The following is a 15,957-nucleotide window of genomic DNA, read 5'->3' on the forward strand; positions in this document are numbered from 1 at the left end:
GTTTTATAAAAAAGATTGATCATTTTAAACAAAGTTCGATTATTTAAAAGAAAGATTGATAATTTATAATAAAGTTTGATTAAAAATCCTGTGTTGTTATGCAGGATTTTTTCTTATTCCACAATCGGGCCATATTGTGGAATAACATCTTAGAGAATGTGAAGGTTTGTACTTTAGCTAAAGGGAGTTTAGTTGAGTAAGAGGAATAGATAAAAAGATGTCGAATTTATATACTTGTTGAAATTGAGGACTTGGAGGATACATTTTGAAGAAATATGAGTTTAAAAATAACATTCCAACATTGGCAGAATACAAATATCTGTGCGAGTCTGTGGGATGGACTAATTATATGAATTTTGAAGTGGTGGAAACATCACTAAAGAATTCTATTCACTGCATTACAGTCAATGATAATGAACAAATTGTGGGCATGGGGAGAATTGTTGGTGATGGGGCTATCTATTTCTATATTCAAGATATAGTGGTTCATCCAGATTATCAGAAAAATGGTATTGGGAAAGAAATAATGAATATTTTGGTTGAATACTTAAATCGGAATGCCCCTGATAAGGCGTTTGTCGGTTTGTTTGCATCACAAGGTAAAGAATCGTTCTATGAAAAATATGATTTTAAAGATTACTCACCAAACATGACGGGGATGTTTACTGTAATTTCAAAAAAATAAACATAATAGATTTTTAATTATAGGAGAAGACATCAATCAATATTAAAGCAATTGTTCTCGCAGTAACCCTTTTCATTATTAAGCTAATGGGATGCTTATCTTCAATAAGATCTTCCACAATCGGGCGCTTTTCCTGTAGGAAGGACAAGCGCTTATTTCCATTTTAGGGCCATATTGAGGAGGAAATACGAATGTGGTAAATAATGTCGAAGTAGTTTTTATAATAAATAAGAAAGAAGAATAGGAATCATTAGTATAAGAATTACACCTACAACAGTCACGGATATAACTTTAATTAAATCCTTTTTCACTTCTTTTTCCAATAAAACACCACCCTTGTCGTTACTTGCAAAACACCTAAAATTCTATTGTAACAATACTATCACTGTTTTATAAATATTCCTACTAGGAGTGGTCGTTGTTCCACAATCGGGCGCAATTGTGGAGCAACACAGGTAGAAAATGATCAAACTTTTTTATAAAACCAAAACTTAAATCTGCTGGGAAACAATCCATTTTGATCAATCTTATTTTCAAAATGGATTGTTTTTATTTATCGTAAAATGTAGTTTACAAGGCATTTTTGATCAAACTTTATTTTAAAGCTATAGCTCCCGTTCCCCCTAAAAAGAAAAGAAGTTTTTATGTCGTTTTTTTAGCTTGTATATAAAAAAATCCATCCCCTATTTTTAGGGATGGATTTTCCTCTTACTCTACAATTTCTACTTCACGTGAATTTTTCATTTCTTCTACATGTATAACGCGGAATCCATGATCTTCTAAATCTGTTAAAAGCGTTTGTAACTCTTCTGTCGCAAACTCTTCTCCTAATGTAAACATAATTCTACGTACATATAGTGCCTTGTTATCAAAAGTCATTAAACTTTGAATCCCGCTATATTTTTTCAATACAGTTGATAGTTTTTGAATAGCACCATTGTAATCTTGTGTTCCGATCATAACTGAATATTCGCTAGAATGAAGACCCCACGCATCTTCTAGTAATTCAAACACTTTTTTATGCGTTAAAATTCCAAGAAAGACTCCGTTATCATTCACAACAGAGATATATGGTAACTCCTTAATTGTAAAGAAAACTTTAAAAAATGAAGAATCTTCTTTTACATAGCCATCTTTATTGCGCAATAATTCTTTCACATTATCGTCTAAAGAACCTTTGTATTCTAAAACATCTACCTTGTAAATATTCCCCAAAAACATTTCTTCTTTTTCATCTAGAACCGGTACACATCGATATCCCGTTTTATTCAAATGATTTAATGCTTCTTGTAACGTATATGTTTCCTTACAAAATAATACTTCTCTTTTTAAAACATAGTTTCCCTTTACTCTCATAAAAATCCCCCTTATGTTAAAATAATTTCTGTGACATAAATATATAATATTTTTAGAAAAAAATAAATAAATTTATTTAATTTTTCTGAATTCTAATCGTTTTTCGTCACAAATTCTACCTAAACCTTTCATTTTTTCAACAAATACCGGAGAAAATATTCTATAAAAATTTTCTTTCCTCCTTAAAAGTGATTGTATATTCTACAGAAAAACGTTACAATAATAGTAATAATTTTCAGAATATTCTAAGATAAGGTGGGGTGTATGGCGACTTCTATTATTTCTTATGTATATCGTTGTCTTTTCGGGATTATAATCATTATCCTTATTAGTCCAATTCCTTCCGTTTTTCTAAACAGTGCACATTCCTATCCTGAAGTATTACATACAATGATTAATGAGTTCATACATTTTCGTTCCATTACTATTCCGATAACAGATTGGATGCATGAATCATTCTTTTTCTTTTCTTACCATCCAGAAAATATGACAAAATCACTTCATTCAACCGCATTGTTCCCACATATATGGAAATTATATTTTTTATCTATGATACGGCTCTTCTTTTCACTTGCTGTTGGGTTTTTCATCAGTCTTGGAATTGGTCTATTTTTTAGTAGATTATCTTCTAAAAATAAAAAATATTTTTTAGTGTTACGTTGGGTTCCATTTTCATTTGGAACTGTTTTACTACAATGTAGCGTCATTATTCTTTGTCTATTCCTAGCATCATACATATCCTTTCCATACTTTTCTTCCCTTTTAATTATTTGTAGTACGTCCATGGTCATTATAATCCAGGCTATCAAAAAATGGATTCCGTTCTTATATACAGTCCAAAAAACAACACATATACATGATCCAGCTTTTTTAAGTAATACACTGTTCGTTTCCCTGCTTGCCAATCATAAGTCTATCATTGGATCCATATTAATTTCCTTTACATATATGGAATGTATTTTTCATGTAAATGGGTTATTTCAATTTATTGTACAATACTGTGCTGCTTCCCCTATACTTATTACGGTAGGCCTTTTATTACTATATATCCCATATATGCTGCTTTCTCTTTTACAATTATTATGGAAAAGAAATCGTCATGCCGAACAAATTCATAGCCTATCTCGCACAACAATAGAGTGAATCTTTACTTCCAACTAATCATTGGTTAACCAATTGAGGTCCATATTGGCGTGTCCTTTTTTTAATCGTCAATATGGACAAATAAATCAAAACTTTTATCAGCCCTCCTCAACCTCTTATAGCTATTTTTTTACTAAAACATTACTTTCCCCCTGCTTTCTTTGACTATTCTTTCCTTTTCCATATATTATTAAAGTAAAACTTTTATTCAGGAGGTGACATCTTTATTCTAAATTTAGAATAAAGAATATCCTTGGACATATTAAACCTTTTCCTCATCGCTTTACTCATTCTTATTTCTGGCTTTTTCGTTGCGTCAGAGTTTGCTGTTGTGAAAGTACGCAAAAGTCGGATTGATCAACTTGCCAATGAAGGTAATAAACAAGCAATTCTAGCAAGAAAAGTTATTTCGAATTTAGATGTATACTTATCTGCTTGTCAACTTGGTATTACGATTACATCATTGGGTCTCGGTTGGCTTGGTGAACCTACTGTGGAGCATTTATTGAAGCCGATTTTTGAAAAAATAAATATAACAGGCAGGGTGGCGCATACGTTATCTTTTGTTATAGCCTTTAGCATTATAACGTTCTTTCATGTTGTACTAGGCGAGCTCGTTCCAAAGTCATTTGCCATTCAAAAAGCCGAACAAATTACATTGAAGTTCGCAAGACCTTTAATTCTATTCGATAAAATAATGTATCCTTTTATCTGGTTATTAAATAGTACAGCGCTCTTTTTCACGAAACTATTTGGATTACAACCAGTAAAAGAAAATGAACTCTCTCACTCTGAAGAAGAGCTACGTCTTATTTTAAGTGAAAGCTATAAGAGCGGAGAAATTAATCAATCGGAATACAAATATGTAAACAATATTTTTGAATTCGATGATCGAGTTGCAAAAGAGATTATGGTTCCGCGTACTGAAATGATCTGTTTATCAACTGAAAATTCATTCGCAGAAAATATGGAAATTATCTCTACCGAAAAATATACGCGTTATCCAGTTATCGGAAAAGATAAAGATGATGTTGTCGGTATAATTAATACGAAAGAAATCTTTCATGATCAAACTAAAGGGATTTGTAAACCACTACAATCATACATCCATCCAGTTTTAACGGTATTCGAAACTGTACCAATTAAAAAGGCGCTTATTCACCTACAAAAAAATCGCGTCCAACTAGCAATTATTATGGATGAATATGGTGGAACTGCAGGCCTTCTTACAATGGAGGACATTATTGAAGAAATTATTGGAGAAATACAAGATGAATTTGACACAGATGAAACACCAATGATTGAGAAACGCAATCCGACATTAACGGTACTTGATGGAAAAGTACTTATTTCTGATGTAAATGATATGTTTGGTCTTCATATTGATGATAGTGATTTAGATACAATTGGAGGATGGTTTTTGTCACAAATCATTGACATAAATATTGAGCCTGGTCATAGTATTCAATATGAAAATTATCAGTTTAAAGCAATAGAATTAGATGGGCATCAAGTAAAAAAAATTGCGGTTAGTAAAATAGATGCTCAAAAAGGAGTTATGTCGTGAATTTCTTATTAACTATATGTATTATCGCTTGTTTTATTATATCGTTTATCGCGTTCATCTACCCGATCATTCCAGGTATACTCGCTTTATGGGCTGGATTTTTCATTTATCAATTTGGTATTAACGACTTGCAATTAACTAAGTCATTTTGGATCGTTCAAATTATATTTACAATTATTATTTTCATTGCTGATTTTATTACAAATAGCTATTTCTTAAAAAAATATGGAAGTACAAAATGGAGCGAACGTATCAGTATGGTTTCGATCATTGTTGGATCGTTCTTCTTCCCTCCATTTGGACTGATCATTATCCCATTCCTTTCCGTTTTCGTAACAGAATTAATGCATAAAAAAGCACCAAAAGAAGCCTTTATGGTTGGGGTTGCTACTGTCATCGGATTTTTAAGCAGCACGATAGCTAAAGCGATTTTACAAATCATTATGATTATTATATTTGTGTGCTATATTCTTTTTTAGCCATCCTTATCATAAGGATGGCTTTTTAATAGGCAATGCCAACTCGTTTTTTATAATGAATATCATGATAAAGTAATTGATAAGCAAAATGAGCTGTATCTCCAACTGTGATCTGCATACCATCTAGCGGTAACACATCTTCTTCAGTACGATAAATAGCTGTTTCTTCTCCATCTATTAAGTGTGTTGGACAGACAATCGTCCATTGTAATTTGCTATTCGCTAAAGCTAAATAGGCCGCTACATGATCTTCCGCTGCAGCCGTTGTCTTTCGACGTGATTCACTAGATTGAAAGCGATATAATTGTGGATTCACACGTGCCTGCAAAATTCCAGCCGTTCCAATTGTTATAATTCTTATAATCCCTTCCTCGTTCATAGCGTCTATAATATTTGGCAAACTTTTTGATAACGTGCCGTTTCCATCGGTACCAAGTGCACTAATTACAACATCTGCTCCCTTTACACACTCTTTCACACCTTCTTCATTCCATACATTTCCTTCTATTACAAGAAAATTCTCATGTTGTATTTGTAGCTTCTCTTTATTTCTCACAAGCGCTGTCACCTTATGATTATCCTGTAATGCAAATTTTAAAATTTCGACTCCAACTCGACCTGTTGCCCCAAATAAACATATATTCATACTAACTCACACCCTTTCAATCTCTCTATTATTTCTGAAAAAGCAAAAATACACAACAAAAAAGCTTTCTCATTGATCGAGAAAGCTTCTATCATCATATAACATTTATTTCTTTTCAGTAGAGCTTGAAGAACTGTCTTTCGAGTTTTTATCTTTTACTTCCCCACTTGTTTCTTTATCAGTTGTCTTACCTTCTTGTTGCGTCGTCTCTTCTTTCTTTTCCTCACTCTTACTACAACCTACCACAAATAAAGAGCTAGCAAGTGCAATTGCAGTTAACGATTTAACATATTTATTCATTTGCTTATCCCCCTTTTGATAGAATATGTACATTCTCATATTACTTCTCTTTTTTAAAGGAAATATTATAGATTAGTAAATAAATAGTAAATTATTGTTAATTCTCTAAATTTCAACTATATGTATATAAGTTAAAAAAACAACATAAAACCCTTTCTTTTTTATGGAAGGACGAGGGCATCTGGCCATGCATAGGAGCGGTCAGGGCCTTTTCCTGCCACATGCGAGGTTTTCAAACAAAGGGAGCAAGTAAATGCAGGTCATGGTGTATTCTGCATAGCAGTGACTTATATGTCGAAATATTAAAACGGATTTATATATAACATTTTAATTCATATGATTGCGGTACTAATCATGTTTTGTCTCTTGACAATATAACGGCTCAGAAGCGTAGAATTTTAACAGAATAAGTACAAAAAGACAGCGGTATCACTGCCTTTTTCACCCATATTTCTCTTCATCTATCATTGCTTGTATGCCACATTCTTTTTTCATTACATATTGCCATACACTGTACGCATTTCGATTCATTTTCAAAAAACAACTTTCCAAAAAGGAGCGAAATTCTGGATTTGCTACTTGAGTTGCTACTTGCGCATATTCAATTGCCAACCGTTTTAAATAGGAAATATACGAAAAAGCAATTTCTATATCACCTTTTTGTCCATTATAGTTTGTATGAATCATTTTCATCGAGGATGAAATTGGATACTGGCAAATGATATGCTGTACATTTTCACCTTCTTGAAAGTTAATTTGTTCATTGTATGCCTGCAATAAGTATGGTAAATGTTGCTGTAGCAATTCCTTTAATTCATGATCTCGCACTTCTTTCATATATTCACCAATCACACATATTACTTCATAACTATAATCCATGAGCTCTTCAATATGGTCCATTCAATATTTCCTCCTCTCAACTGATATGTATGCTCTAAATAGAACGACAGAACTGTTGTGAATCTTATAAAACTCCCCTATACTTATGTTTTCAAAAATTGTTTTGTTTGCTGAAAATCCATATACAAATCCATCATCAATAAAAGTCACTTTTCCATGAAAAAAGCCATCTCAATATTGATATACTTCCGCTCTAGAGCCTCGTAATTTATACGGCATGCTTTCATAACAAAACAACACTTATAAATCATCATTCTTATATGTTTCCTTCTCCCTCTATCCCTATACAAAAAAAAACATCTTTATATGGCATATATCCCAGTCACATCATTATAAAAATGCATATTGTATTATGTACCTTAAAACAAAAGGAGGAAAAAACAATGGGCTTTGGAAGTCACGGCGGCGGGTTTGCATTAGTTGTTGTATTATTTATCCTCTTAATTATTGTTGGTGCTGCTTGTTTTTGCTAACTAGCAATCCGCTCCATACAACTCTTATGTAGACAAAAAAACTATGAAAAAGAACATCTAATGTTTAGATGTTCTTTTTCTATATATACAAGTTAAAAAACCGACATAAAAAGCCCCTTTCTTTTTAGGCGGGCGAGAGCATCTGGCCATGCATAACAACGGTCAGGACCTTTTCCTACCACATGCAATGTTTAAAACAAAAGGAGTAAGCAAGTAGCGATCATGTTGTATTCTGCATAGCAGCAACTTATATGTCGAAAAATTAAAATGGATATATATATTTATAATGATAAGGTGAAATTTTAAACAACAGGAGTCTCCCTTATCTGCTTTACATCTACAAGAAAGAAGCCGATTTTATCAATCAGCTCCTCGGTATACATATTGTTCTTTTGGAGACTCTACTGTATTCCACTTTGTAACTTCTAATACAGGGATGTTTGCATGAAATGGCTGATAAAACTCTGTTGAAATTGTTCCTTCAACTTGAATCCACTCATCATTTTTCCACTGGGCATCTTCAGGTTTCTTGACCAGCATGCCATATACACCCGAATCAGCAACACAGTGAATAATTCCAAAACGAAATAAAAAATATTGTTCTTTTTTAGCAGAATCATCACGAAAGACAAAACCTTTAAAAGAAATTGTTTTACCTGTAAATTCACCAGGATAGTTATAAACAACTTCCATACCTTTTAAAAAATTTGTATCATTTAAAGCAATTTTATCTTTTGTCACAAATTGCTTCTTCTCTTTTTCCATAACTTCCCGATATCCTTCTTTTGCATAATAAATGCTCGTATCAGGTCTTAAAAACTGCCGATTCATAAACGGGTCTTTACTTTCTGGCTGTGCAACTGGGAAATGAAATCCTTTTGCTTTTACGATGTCAGAATCTAACGTTGCAATTGGGAAAAAGAGTCCTGAAATAATCGGAAAACAAAATAGTGTATACGCAATCGTACGTTTCCACCATGTATTTTCGTCTTTTGAATGATCATGACCACAGTGACTTTCATTACACCCGCATTCATGATCATGATTATGTTTACCATGCTCTTTTTGAAATACAATAATCATTTGAATCACAGTTAAAAATCCTAAAATAATCGCTGCTGTTTTTGATAAATACGCATATTTCATATTAATATATTTTGTAATATCACCAGAAATATGAAGTTGTGCTAACAAAATTGTAAATCCCAGTAAAATATAAGCTCGAAACATCGATTACCACCCCATCATATAAATGAGTAGTGAGCTTGCATAAACAACAACTGTAATTAAAACAACAACTACAAGAACGAAACGTGTTTTAAAAGTTGCAAGCATCATAAACATATTTTTAATATCTACCATCGGTCCGTATACAAGGAACGCAACGAGAGACGCTGTTGAAAATGTACTTTGGAATGAAGATGCAATAAACGCATCAGCTTCTGAACATAATGATAAAATAAATGCAAGTCCCATCATAACAATTGGTGAAGAATACGGTCCTTGTCCAATTGCAAGGAGTGTTGAAGTCTTCACAAAAGTTTGTACACTTGCCGCAATAAGGGCACCAATAATTAAAAATTTCCCCATTGAGAAAAACTCTTCGACAGCATGTGTACATACATCCCAAAATTTTTCACGGAATGGTCGATTATGATTTACCACTGGAAAATTAGTATTCCGTAGTTGATGATCTTTAAACATAAACGATAAGACAAGACCGACAATAACAGCGACAATAATTGCGACAATAGCGCGATACCAAACCATATGCATACTGCTACCAAACGCAACATATGTCGCAAATAAAACGACAGGATTAATAATCGGTCCAGTTAGCATAAAAGCAATCCCTGCATATGGTGGAACTCCTTTCCCGATAAGGCGCCTTACGATCGGAACAATTCCACATTCACACCCTGGGAACATCATCCCTAGAAAAACTGCTAATAAGACAGATAGAAAACGGTTTTTTGGCATCCATCTTGCTACCATATCTTCTGTCACAAACATTTGAATGAATCCTGAAATAAATACACCAATTAATACAAATGGCAGTGCTTCAATTAAAATTGAAATAAAAATCGTATTCATTTGCAGGAACGCTTTTGGTAAATGAAACATTTCCATGATGCATATCCCCCATCTTTTCATTAACAATATGTAATTGTAACTGTAATCCGTAGATTGAACAAGTAGTTATAAAAATTAACCTAAATGGTATATTATACATATTTTATTTCATAAATTAATGAACAGCAGTGTACAAAAATGCTAATTTCTCAATACTTTAAAGCAAAAAAGCTGTTTTGGAAATGTCCCAAAACAGCTGAATTTCATATTAAAAATAACGTTTCTTCCAAAAAACAAAGGCCATTAAGCAAGATAATATTGCCGATATTATCATAGCCATTAAAAAACCATGAGGATTTTCACTTAAGGGAACCGGAACATTCATTCCAAAAAAACTGGAAACCATTGTTGGTACTGATAATATGATTGTCATAGAAGTTAAAAACTTCATAACACTGTTTAAATTATTGGAAATGACAGAACTAAATGTATTCATCATACCACTTAAAATATGGCTATATATTTCGGCCATCTCAATTGCCTGCTTATTTTCAATTAATACATCTTCAAGTAAATCTTGATCATCTTCATACATTTTCAAAAATGTATTATTTCGCATTAATTTTTGAATTACAATCTTATTTGCCTTTAAAGATGTCGTAAAGTACACTAAGCTTTTTTCAAGCCCTAATAACGTAAAAATCTCTTTATTTTTCATCGATTTATTAAGCTCATGCTCTAAATCCGTTGTTTTTCGATTAATCTGTTTTAAATAACGTAAATAATAAGTAGAAATCGTATATAAGAGCTGCAGTGCAAAACGTGTCTTTTTAAAAGTATAAAATTCTTTAATACGCTGATTAATAAAACGTTCAAAAATCGGATTTTCTTCCAAACAAATTGTCACAAAACATTCCGGCATGACGATCATACCAATCGGAATCGTATCATACATTGAATTTCCTTCTTCATCATGTCTAACTGTTGGAATATCGACGATAATTAAAGCATTATCATCTTCTTTTTCAATACGCGAACGTTCTTCATCATCCAAGGGGTCTTTAATAAAGTCCAGTTCAACATTTAATGTTTGAACTAAAAATTGAATTTCTTCCTCCGTTGGATGGAGTACATTAATCCAGCAGCCTTTTTGAATTTCCTCAATCTCTTGTAGTTTTCCGTTTCGGTCTGTTAAATAAATATTTAACATACTATCACCCCGATTCTTTTTTACATGTAGGAACCAACCTCACTTTGAAATAACAGTCTATTTTAAACCGCCATTTTCAGCATATGAAACAAATGAAAAGATTTCAATAGAAAATTATTTTGAAAACGCTTTTCTTCACAAATTATTAAAATAGAAAAAGACAGAGCATTCTCTGTCTTTTATAGACATTATGTTGCCTTTATAACATATTTAGAAAGTATCCACAAGTTAAACGAAACAGAAACCGTATAACCAGCATACGTCGCAATAATAAAACTAATATAGTCAAATTGTGGAAGTAATACAATATTTAACACGATTTTTATCCCTATTCCTATAAACAAACCAATTACTGTTTTTCCCTGTTGATTAATCCCTTGTAGCATGGCCGCTGTTACAGCAAAGAGCGAAAATAATATACAAGCCGGGGCGTAATAGCGTAAAATCACACTTCCTAGCGCAGGATCATTTCCTGTCCCAAATAGTAATGTATATACTGGTTCAGCTAAAATCATCATTCCTAACGATGCCGGAATCGTTAGAAATACAACGAGCAGATTTGTTCTTGTAAAATGTTTATATAATAACTGGTCATTTTTGGCTGTATACGCCTTTGTCATCTCAGGAACGAGTGACATACTAAAAGCTGTAGCAACCGAAACTGGAATTAACACAACCATTTGTACAAGCCCAATCACAGCATTTATTTTTTCCGCTTCCCGCTGTAAATATCCCATTTGCATTAATAGCTTATTAATTGTAAATGTATCGATTGTTTGATACAAAGGAATTGCAAGACCAACAACAACAAATGGAATGGAGTATGCAAATAATTCTTTGTACAGTGCGAAAAATGATTTTGTTGTTTGCGGAACACTCATATTTTCTTTTTTCTTTAGATGACGCCTTCTCTTTAAATAATATGCAATTAATATTCCAAGTCCTGATACAGCTCCTACAAAAGCACCAAACGTAGCAACTCCAACCGCCAACGCTGTTGATCCTTTGTATATTTGAAGCACCGCGAAACTTCCAATTAAGATTGTTAACATTCGAAAAAACTGTTCTACTACTACACTTAAAGCAGATGGCCCCATCGATTGAAACCCCTGAAAAAATCCACGTAATAAGCTCATAGAAGGAACAATTAGTAAAGCAAAACTTACAATTTGAATATTATATGTAACAGCAGTTACACTATTACCCGTTCGATCTCCACTATCAATAACAACCTTTGCAAGATAGGGAGCTAAACAGTATAACAATAAAAACGCTATAACTCCCATACACCCCATAAAAATAAGCCCGCTTTTTAATACTCGTTTTACCGTGTAATAATCGTCTAATTCATTATATTTAGATACCATTTTGGAGACAGCTAAAGGAAGTCCCATCGTTGCGATACTAAGCATAATTGTATAAGGACGATAAGCATATGTATATAATACATATCCTCCCGTTCCAACCATCGCTGTAAAAGGAATTACATATATAAAACCTAGCATTTTCGAAATCATCGTTGCCATTGTTAAAAAGAATGTTCCGCGTAAAAACGGTGACCCTTTCATGAAATTCCTCCGCTATACTGTTTTACTACACAATATGGACAACTTTCTACTTTTAGAACTGATATAAGATAAAACTTTAATCTCTCAGAACCTTAAGATGTGGTCTTACTGTCCGCGAATAGTACAATAAACAAAGAAAAAAAGCCAATGAAAACTCATTGACTTTAACGAACTGTTTTTCTTTTTTTCAATAATTTCATACCTATGTATACAGCAATAAAAAGAATCGCCCCTGCGATGAAATAATGCGTGTAGTCAGCAGCATATTCTTTAATATGACGCCAATTACCGCCAAGTTTTTCACCTAAATAAATAAACAGGATAGACCACGGAATAATTGCGAGTACTGAATATACTGTAAATCGCTTCAAAGACATTTTCGCTAGTCCTGCTGGAATCGATATTGCATGACGTACAAATGGGATAAAGCGCGCAGAGAAAATTACGCCTGCACCATATCGCTTAAACCACTCTTCTGCTACATCTAAATGTTTCTTATTAATTAATATATATTTACCATATTTTTCAACAACTGGACGTCCGCCGTAATATCCAAGCCAATACAAGAAAATTTGCGCCAACGTTCCACCAATCGTTCCGGCAATTACTGCCCCAACGAAATTAATTTCTCCCTTAGCAACTAAATAACCTGCATAAGATAATACAATTTCACTCGGAATAATTTCGATCATGAGCCCTAGCGCAATTCCGAAATAGCCTAGACTTATAAAAAATTGTAGTAACTGTTCAATCAAATTTGCTAACATTCTTCATTATCTCCTTTTTTCTACGCACACACTTTCTTATTATTTCATAAAAATCTATCCTTGCCAATATGCTACTACTTAATAGTATAAAATTATGCAATAATAAAAAAAACATACTTACCTTTTCTATTTCAAAAGGAGAAAGTGCACGATGGAATATAGATTACTAGAAATTATTCCAAAAGACAAGCAAGTTATAAAAGATTTACTAATTCTTTACAAAGAAATTTTTTAATCAAGCAATCTTTCTTTATCCGGGTCTTTCATATAAGCAAACATTTGCCGGATTTGCCATTCTGTGTTTCTTCCTATCGATAGTTTCGGTAATTCTTCTTCTCCAAAAAAGCGAACATCTTCTGTTTCAATACCGATTTGTCTTTCACCACCTACTATTTCACAGCTAATAAATATCTTATATACATCAATTGCAGAAGGTGATGGTTGGTGTTTCTGTTTATCAAAGATAGATAATAAACGAAAATTTTCTACTTTGTAACCTGTCTCTTCTAAAACTTCTTTTCGCGCAACTGCCGTAGGTGTATATCCAATATCAGCCCACCCACCTGGAAGTGCCCATTTCCTATCACTTTTTTCTTTTACAAAAAGTAACTTTCCTTCTTGAAACACGACCGCTCGAATATCCACTTTTGGAGTTTGATAACCCGTTTCACTTGCAAATAAATGCTCGACCACTTCCCAATCTGTTTTTGTATAATGTGACATCATTTCAACCGATAACTTCCGAAGTTCTTGAAAACGTTCTATATCATATACATCTTTTGAATATGTTAATCCAGCCTGCGCAATTGCCTGTATTTGTTTTACCCATTCAATCCATTTTATTTCCATTGTTTCAACCTCCTTAACTCAAATTACCATTATTATACAACAAAAAAAGAGATTGATCGTTCAATCTCTTTTTGCTTGTCTTCATAATTCATCTAAATGCTCTCGTATAAACTCACGACGTTTTTCTACATATTGAAAAATTAAATCCGGTTCACTATCAAATTTATCTATTTTCGATTTTACATATGGATCTTGCAAAATATATGGACGAAGTTCCTCATGCATTCCTTCTACTTTCGGTTTTATATATTCTACTGTAAATTGATGAGAGATTATATCTTCCAAAATTTTTCTATATTGCTTTCTAAAGATTTCAACATCAAGTAATCTAGCGCTTAATGTATTAAATCCTTGAATACGAATGTAATCATGCTCCATCTTTCGCCCTTGGACATCTCGTCCCCACGTTGCATCATAATCCCACGGAATCATTTCAAACAACTTTGTTTCACCATTATGATAAAGTGCATAATTGTGCACAAATCCATCGAAGTTTTGCGTACATACAACACCCGCTAACCATCGTAAATATTTATCAACATCGACATATTTTACGATTTCTTTTTCATACGCAGCTCTGGAAATTGTATTCAGTTGATAGATAAATTCACTAATATCTTCTTCACTGTGTTCATTCCCATATTTCAATTCATACCCTGAGAACAATTTCGTTTTTATATCTTTATCTAACTCGCTTATTAATGAAAAATTCGCATCATCATCGATTGCATAGTAAATCGAACCATTTGGTAAATTTCGTCTCCGTAAAAAGTTTTCATCTACCGATTCTAACTGTAAATAAACTCCTTCAAATTGATTATTAACCTTCAAAAGAACATGTTGCGCTTTTGGTGATAACGTACCAATGTCTGAAAAAAAATCCAGTGATAACTTATTCCGTATTAAAGAAGGGTCGTTGAATTCCGAATTTAAATGCAGCTCATGCACACCTCGAAAAAATTTTGGTTTATAAAACATCACATGATATGATTTTTTCTTCAATTTTCGAATATGAGAACCACGATATACGATATCAATGTCATACTTTCTTTTATCATATGTTAACTTAGCTGGAACAGGATCATCCGACCAAACATCTTTTCGTAACTCTACAATATACATTGGGTGAATAAAAAAATCATAAGAAGGTATCATTTTCTCTCTTCCCTTCTCTTTCATCTACAATTAATGTATGCTTTTCCTTTCCCCATTGCCACATCCGCTATATATTCATTTTTATTAATTATAAATGCTTTTCTTATCCTTTCTTCATAATGTAATAGTACGAAAGGCGTCCCTTTTCAAACTACTACATTATGAAGAGTTCGTTATGAACCATGATATTCAAAAAGCTGTTGAATAAGTAAAAGCAATTGGAATGAAAGACTTTATTTCAAGAACAAAATTACCTCAATCATAAATCAGACAAATGTTCCCAATGTCCAAAAACAAAATATACAGAGGTAAAAAGTGTACTTACGTTACGAAATGTGTACGCTATTCGAAGAAATACTACTGAAAAAAACGTTCTTGCTATTGCAAACACAAAAGTTATTCACATAAAAAAGCTATAAGTTTTCTTGATACTCATATCGTTCTTTTAAATCCAAAGGATCCGGACACTAATTCTTAAGAAACAGGCTGCTTATCACAAGCTGGTTTTTAGGGTATACCACTATTTTCAAAAAAAAATAAACACAATTCATCAGCTTGACATACTTTATTAATAGAAAGCGCATTATTCCAACATAGGTGAAAAGCTTAGTTTTTTCCAAGGAGGATTTTGATAGATGTATACAAAAGATGATATTCAAAAAGCCGTAGAAGAAATAAAAAGTGCTGGGATGGAAGATTTCTTAAACCAGGAACCTGAGTCCTATTCTAAACGTTCTCGCTACTCTTGCCGTTCTCGTTCTTCTAAACGTTCTTGCAAATCCCACC

General features: G+C 32.8%; 17 protein-coding genes. 6 read left to right on the plus strand and 11 right to left on the minus strand.

Annotated elements, in window-relative coordinates:
* The first annotated feature begins 265 nt into the window (after positions 1–265).
* On the plus strand, positions 266–685 hold the full coding sequence (locus tag V7024_RS14330; RefSeq protein ID WP_335521122.1) for a GNAT family N-acetyltransferase: 420 nt from the start codon (positions 266–268) through the stop codon (positions 683–685).
* A 708-nt stretch (positions 686–1,393) separates the two neighbouring features.
* On the opposite strand, the gene cbpA is transcribed toward V7024_RS14330, so the two are convergent.
* Positions 1,394–2,041 (minus strand): cyclic di-AMP binding protein CbpA, encoded by a 648-nt coding sequence (cbpA, locus tag V7024_RS14335; RefSeq protein ID WP_335521124.1) that lies wholly within the window; start codon positions 2,039–2,041, stop codon positions 1,394–1,396.
* 264 nt (positions 2,042–2,305) lie between these two features.
* On the opposite strand from cbpA, the gene V7024_RS14340 reads away from it, so the two are divergent.
* From V7024_RS14340 to V7024_RS14350, 3 genes are all read left to right on the plus strand, one after another.
* Complete coding sequence (locus tag V7024_RS14340) at positions 2,306–3,184, plus strand: hypothetical protein (RefSeq protein ID WP_335521126.1); 879 nt, start codon at positions 2,306–2,308, stop codon at positions 3,182–3,184.
* A 253-nt stretch (positions 3,185–3,437) separates the two neighbouring features.
* The gene (locus tag V7024_RS14345; protein ID WP_335521128.1) at positions 3,438–4,751 is read left to right on the plus strand and encodes a hemolysin family protein; all 1,314 of its coding nucleotides are present in this window, start codon (positions 3,438–3,440) and stop codon (positions 4,749–4,751) included.
* Complete coding sequence (locus V7024_RS14350) at positions 4,748–5,230, plus strand: DUF456 domain-containing protein (protein ID WP_335521130.1); 483 nt, start codon at positions 4,748–4,750, stop codon at positions 5,228–5,230. The genes V7024_RS14345 and V7024_RS14350 overlap by 4 nt, the downstream gene beginning before the upstream one ends.
* Positions 5,231–5,255: 25 nt before the next feature.
* Here the strand turns inward: V7024_RS14350 and V7024_RS14355 are convergent, their stop codons facing one another.
* The 3 genes from V7024_RS14355 to V7024_RS14365 form a co-directional block, all read right to left on the minus strand.
* A complete protein-coding gene (locus tag V7024_RS14355) occupies positions 5,256–5,876 on the minus strand; it encodes an NAD(P)-dependent oxidoreductase (RefSeq protein WP_335521132.1) in 621 nt (206 codons plus the stop codon).
* A 105-nt stretch (positions 5,877–5,981) separates the two neighbouring features.
* Entirely contained in the window at positions 5,982–6,176 is a 195-nt protein-coding gene (locus V7024_RS14360) for a hypothetical protein (RefSeq protein ID WP_335521134.1), read from the minus strand.
* A gap of 441 nt (positions 6,177–6,617) precedes the next feature.
* Complete coding sequence (locus V7024_RS14365) at positions 6,618–7,076, minus strand: spore coat protein (protein ID WP_335521136.1); 459 nt, start codon at positions 7,074–7,076, stop codon at positions 6,618–6,620.
* A gap of 383 nt (positions 7,077–7,459) precedes the next feature.
* Here V7024_RS14365 and V7024_RS14370 point away from each other — a divergent pair, with 383 nt between their 5' ends.
* Positions 7,460–7,549 (plus strand): YjcZ family sporulation protein, encoded by a 90-nt coding sequence (locus tag V7024_RS14370; protein WP_020060957.1) that lies wholly within the window; start codon positions 7,460–7,462, stop codon positions 7,547–7,549.
* A gap of 360 nt (positions 7,550–7,909) precedes the next feature.
* On the opposite strand, the gene V7024_RS14375 is transcribed toward V7024_RS14370, so the two are convergent.
* The 7 genes from V7024_RS14375 to V7024_RS14405 all read right to left on the minus strand — a co-directional run bounded on the left by V7024_RS14375 (position 7,910) and on the right by V7024_RS14405 (position 15,171).
* On the minus strand, positions 7,910–8,779 hold the full coding sequence (locus tag V7024_RS14375; protein ID WP_335521139.1) for a TIGR03943 family putative permease subunit: 870 nt from the start codon (positions 8,777–8,779) through the stop codon (positions 7,910–7,912).
* Positions 8,780–8,782: 3 nt separating this feature from the next.
* Positions 8,783–9,679, minus strand: coding sequence for a permease (locus tag V7024_RS14380; protein ID WP_335521141.1), 897 nt, complete (start codon positions 9,677–9,679; stop codon positions 8,783–8,785).
* A gap of 211 nt (positions 9,680–9,890) precedes the next feature.
* A complete protein-coding gene (locus tag V7024_RS14385; RefSeq protein ID WP_020060960.1) occupies positions 9,891–10,832 on the minus strand; it encodes a magnesium transporter CorA family protein in 942 nt (313 codons plus the stop codon).
* Between the two features lie 188 nt (positions 10,833–11,020).
* Positions 11,021–12,400 (minus strand): putative polysaccharide biosynthesis protein, encoded by a 1,380-nt coding sequence (locus V7024_RS14390; protein WP_335521144.1) that lies wholly within the window; start codon positions 12,398–12,400, stop codon positions 11,021–11,023.
* Positions 12,401–12,564: 164 nt separating this feature from the next.
* On the minus strand, positions 12,565–13,167 hold the full coding sequence (locus tag V7024_RS14395) for a DedA family protein (RefSeq protein WP_335521145.1): 603 nt from the start codon (positions 13,165–13,167) through the stop codon (positions 12,565–12,567).
* A gap of 231 nt (positions 13,168–13,398) precedes the next feature.
* On the minus strand, positions 13,399–14,016 hold the full coding sequence (locus V7024_RS14400) for an NUDIX hydrolase (protein ID WP_335521148.1): 618 nt from the start codon (positions 14,014–14,016) through the stop codon (positions 13,399–13,401).
* 81 nt (positions 14,017–14,097) lie between these two features.
* Positions 14,098–15,171 carry a CotH kinase family protein gene (locus tag V7024_RS14405; protein WP_335521150.1) on the minus strand — a complete coding sequence of 358 codons (1,074 nt, stop codon included), beginning with the start codon at positions 15,169–15,171 and terminating at the stop codon, positions 14,098–14,100.
* Between the two features lie 635 nt (positions 15,172–15,806).
* Between V7024_RS14405 and V7024_RS24445 the strand changes: the two genes are divergently transcribed.
* A partial coding sequence (locus V7024_RS24445; RefSeq protein ID WP_438824469.1) for a CotG/ExsB N-terminal domain-containing protein occupies positions 15,807–15,957 on the plus strand: 151 nt, incomplete at its 3' end.

It is taken from the genome of Bacillus sp. JJ864, from assembly GCF_036963045.1.
GTDB classification, from domain to species: domain Bacteria; phylum Bacillota; class Bacilli; order Bacillales; family Bacillaceae_G; genus Bacillus_A; species Bacillus_A pseudomycoides_C.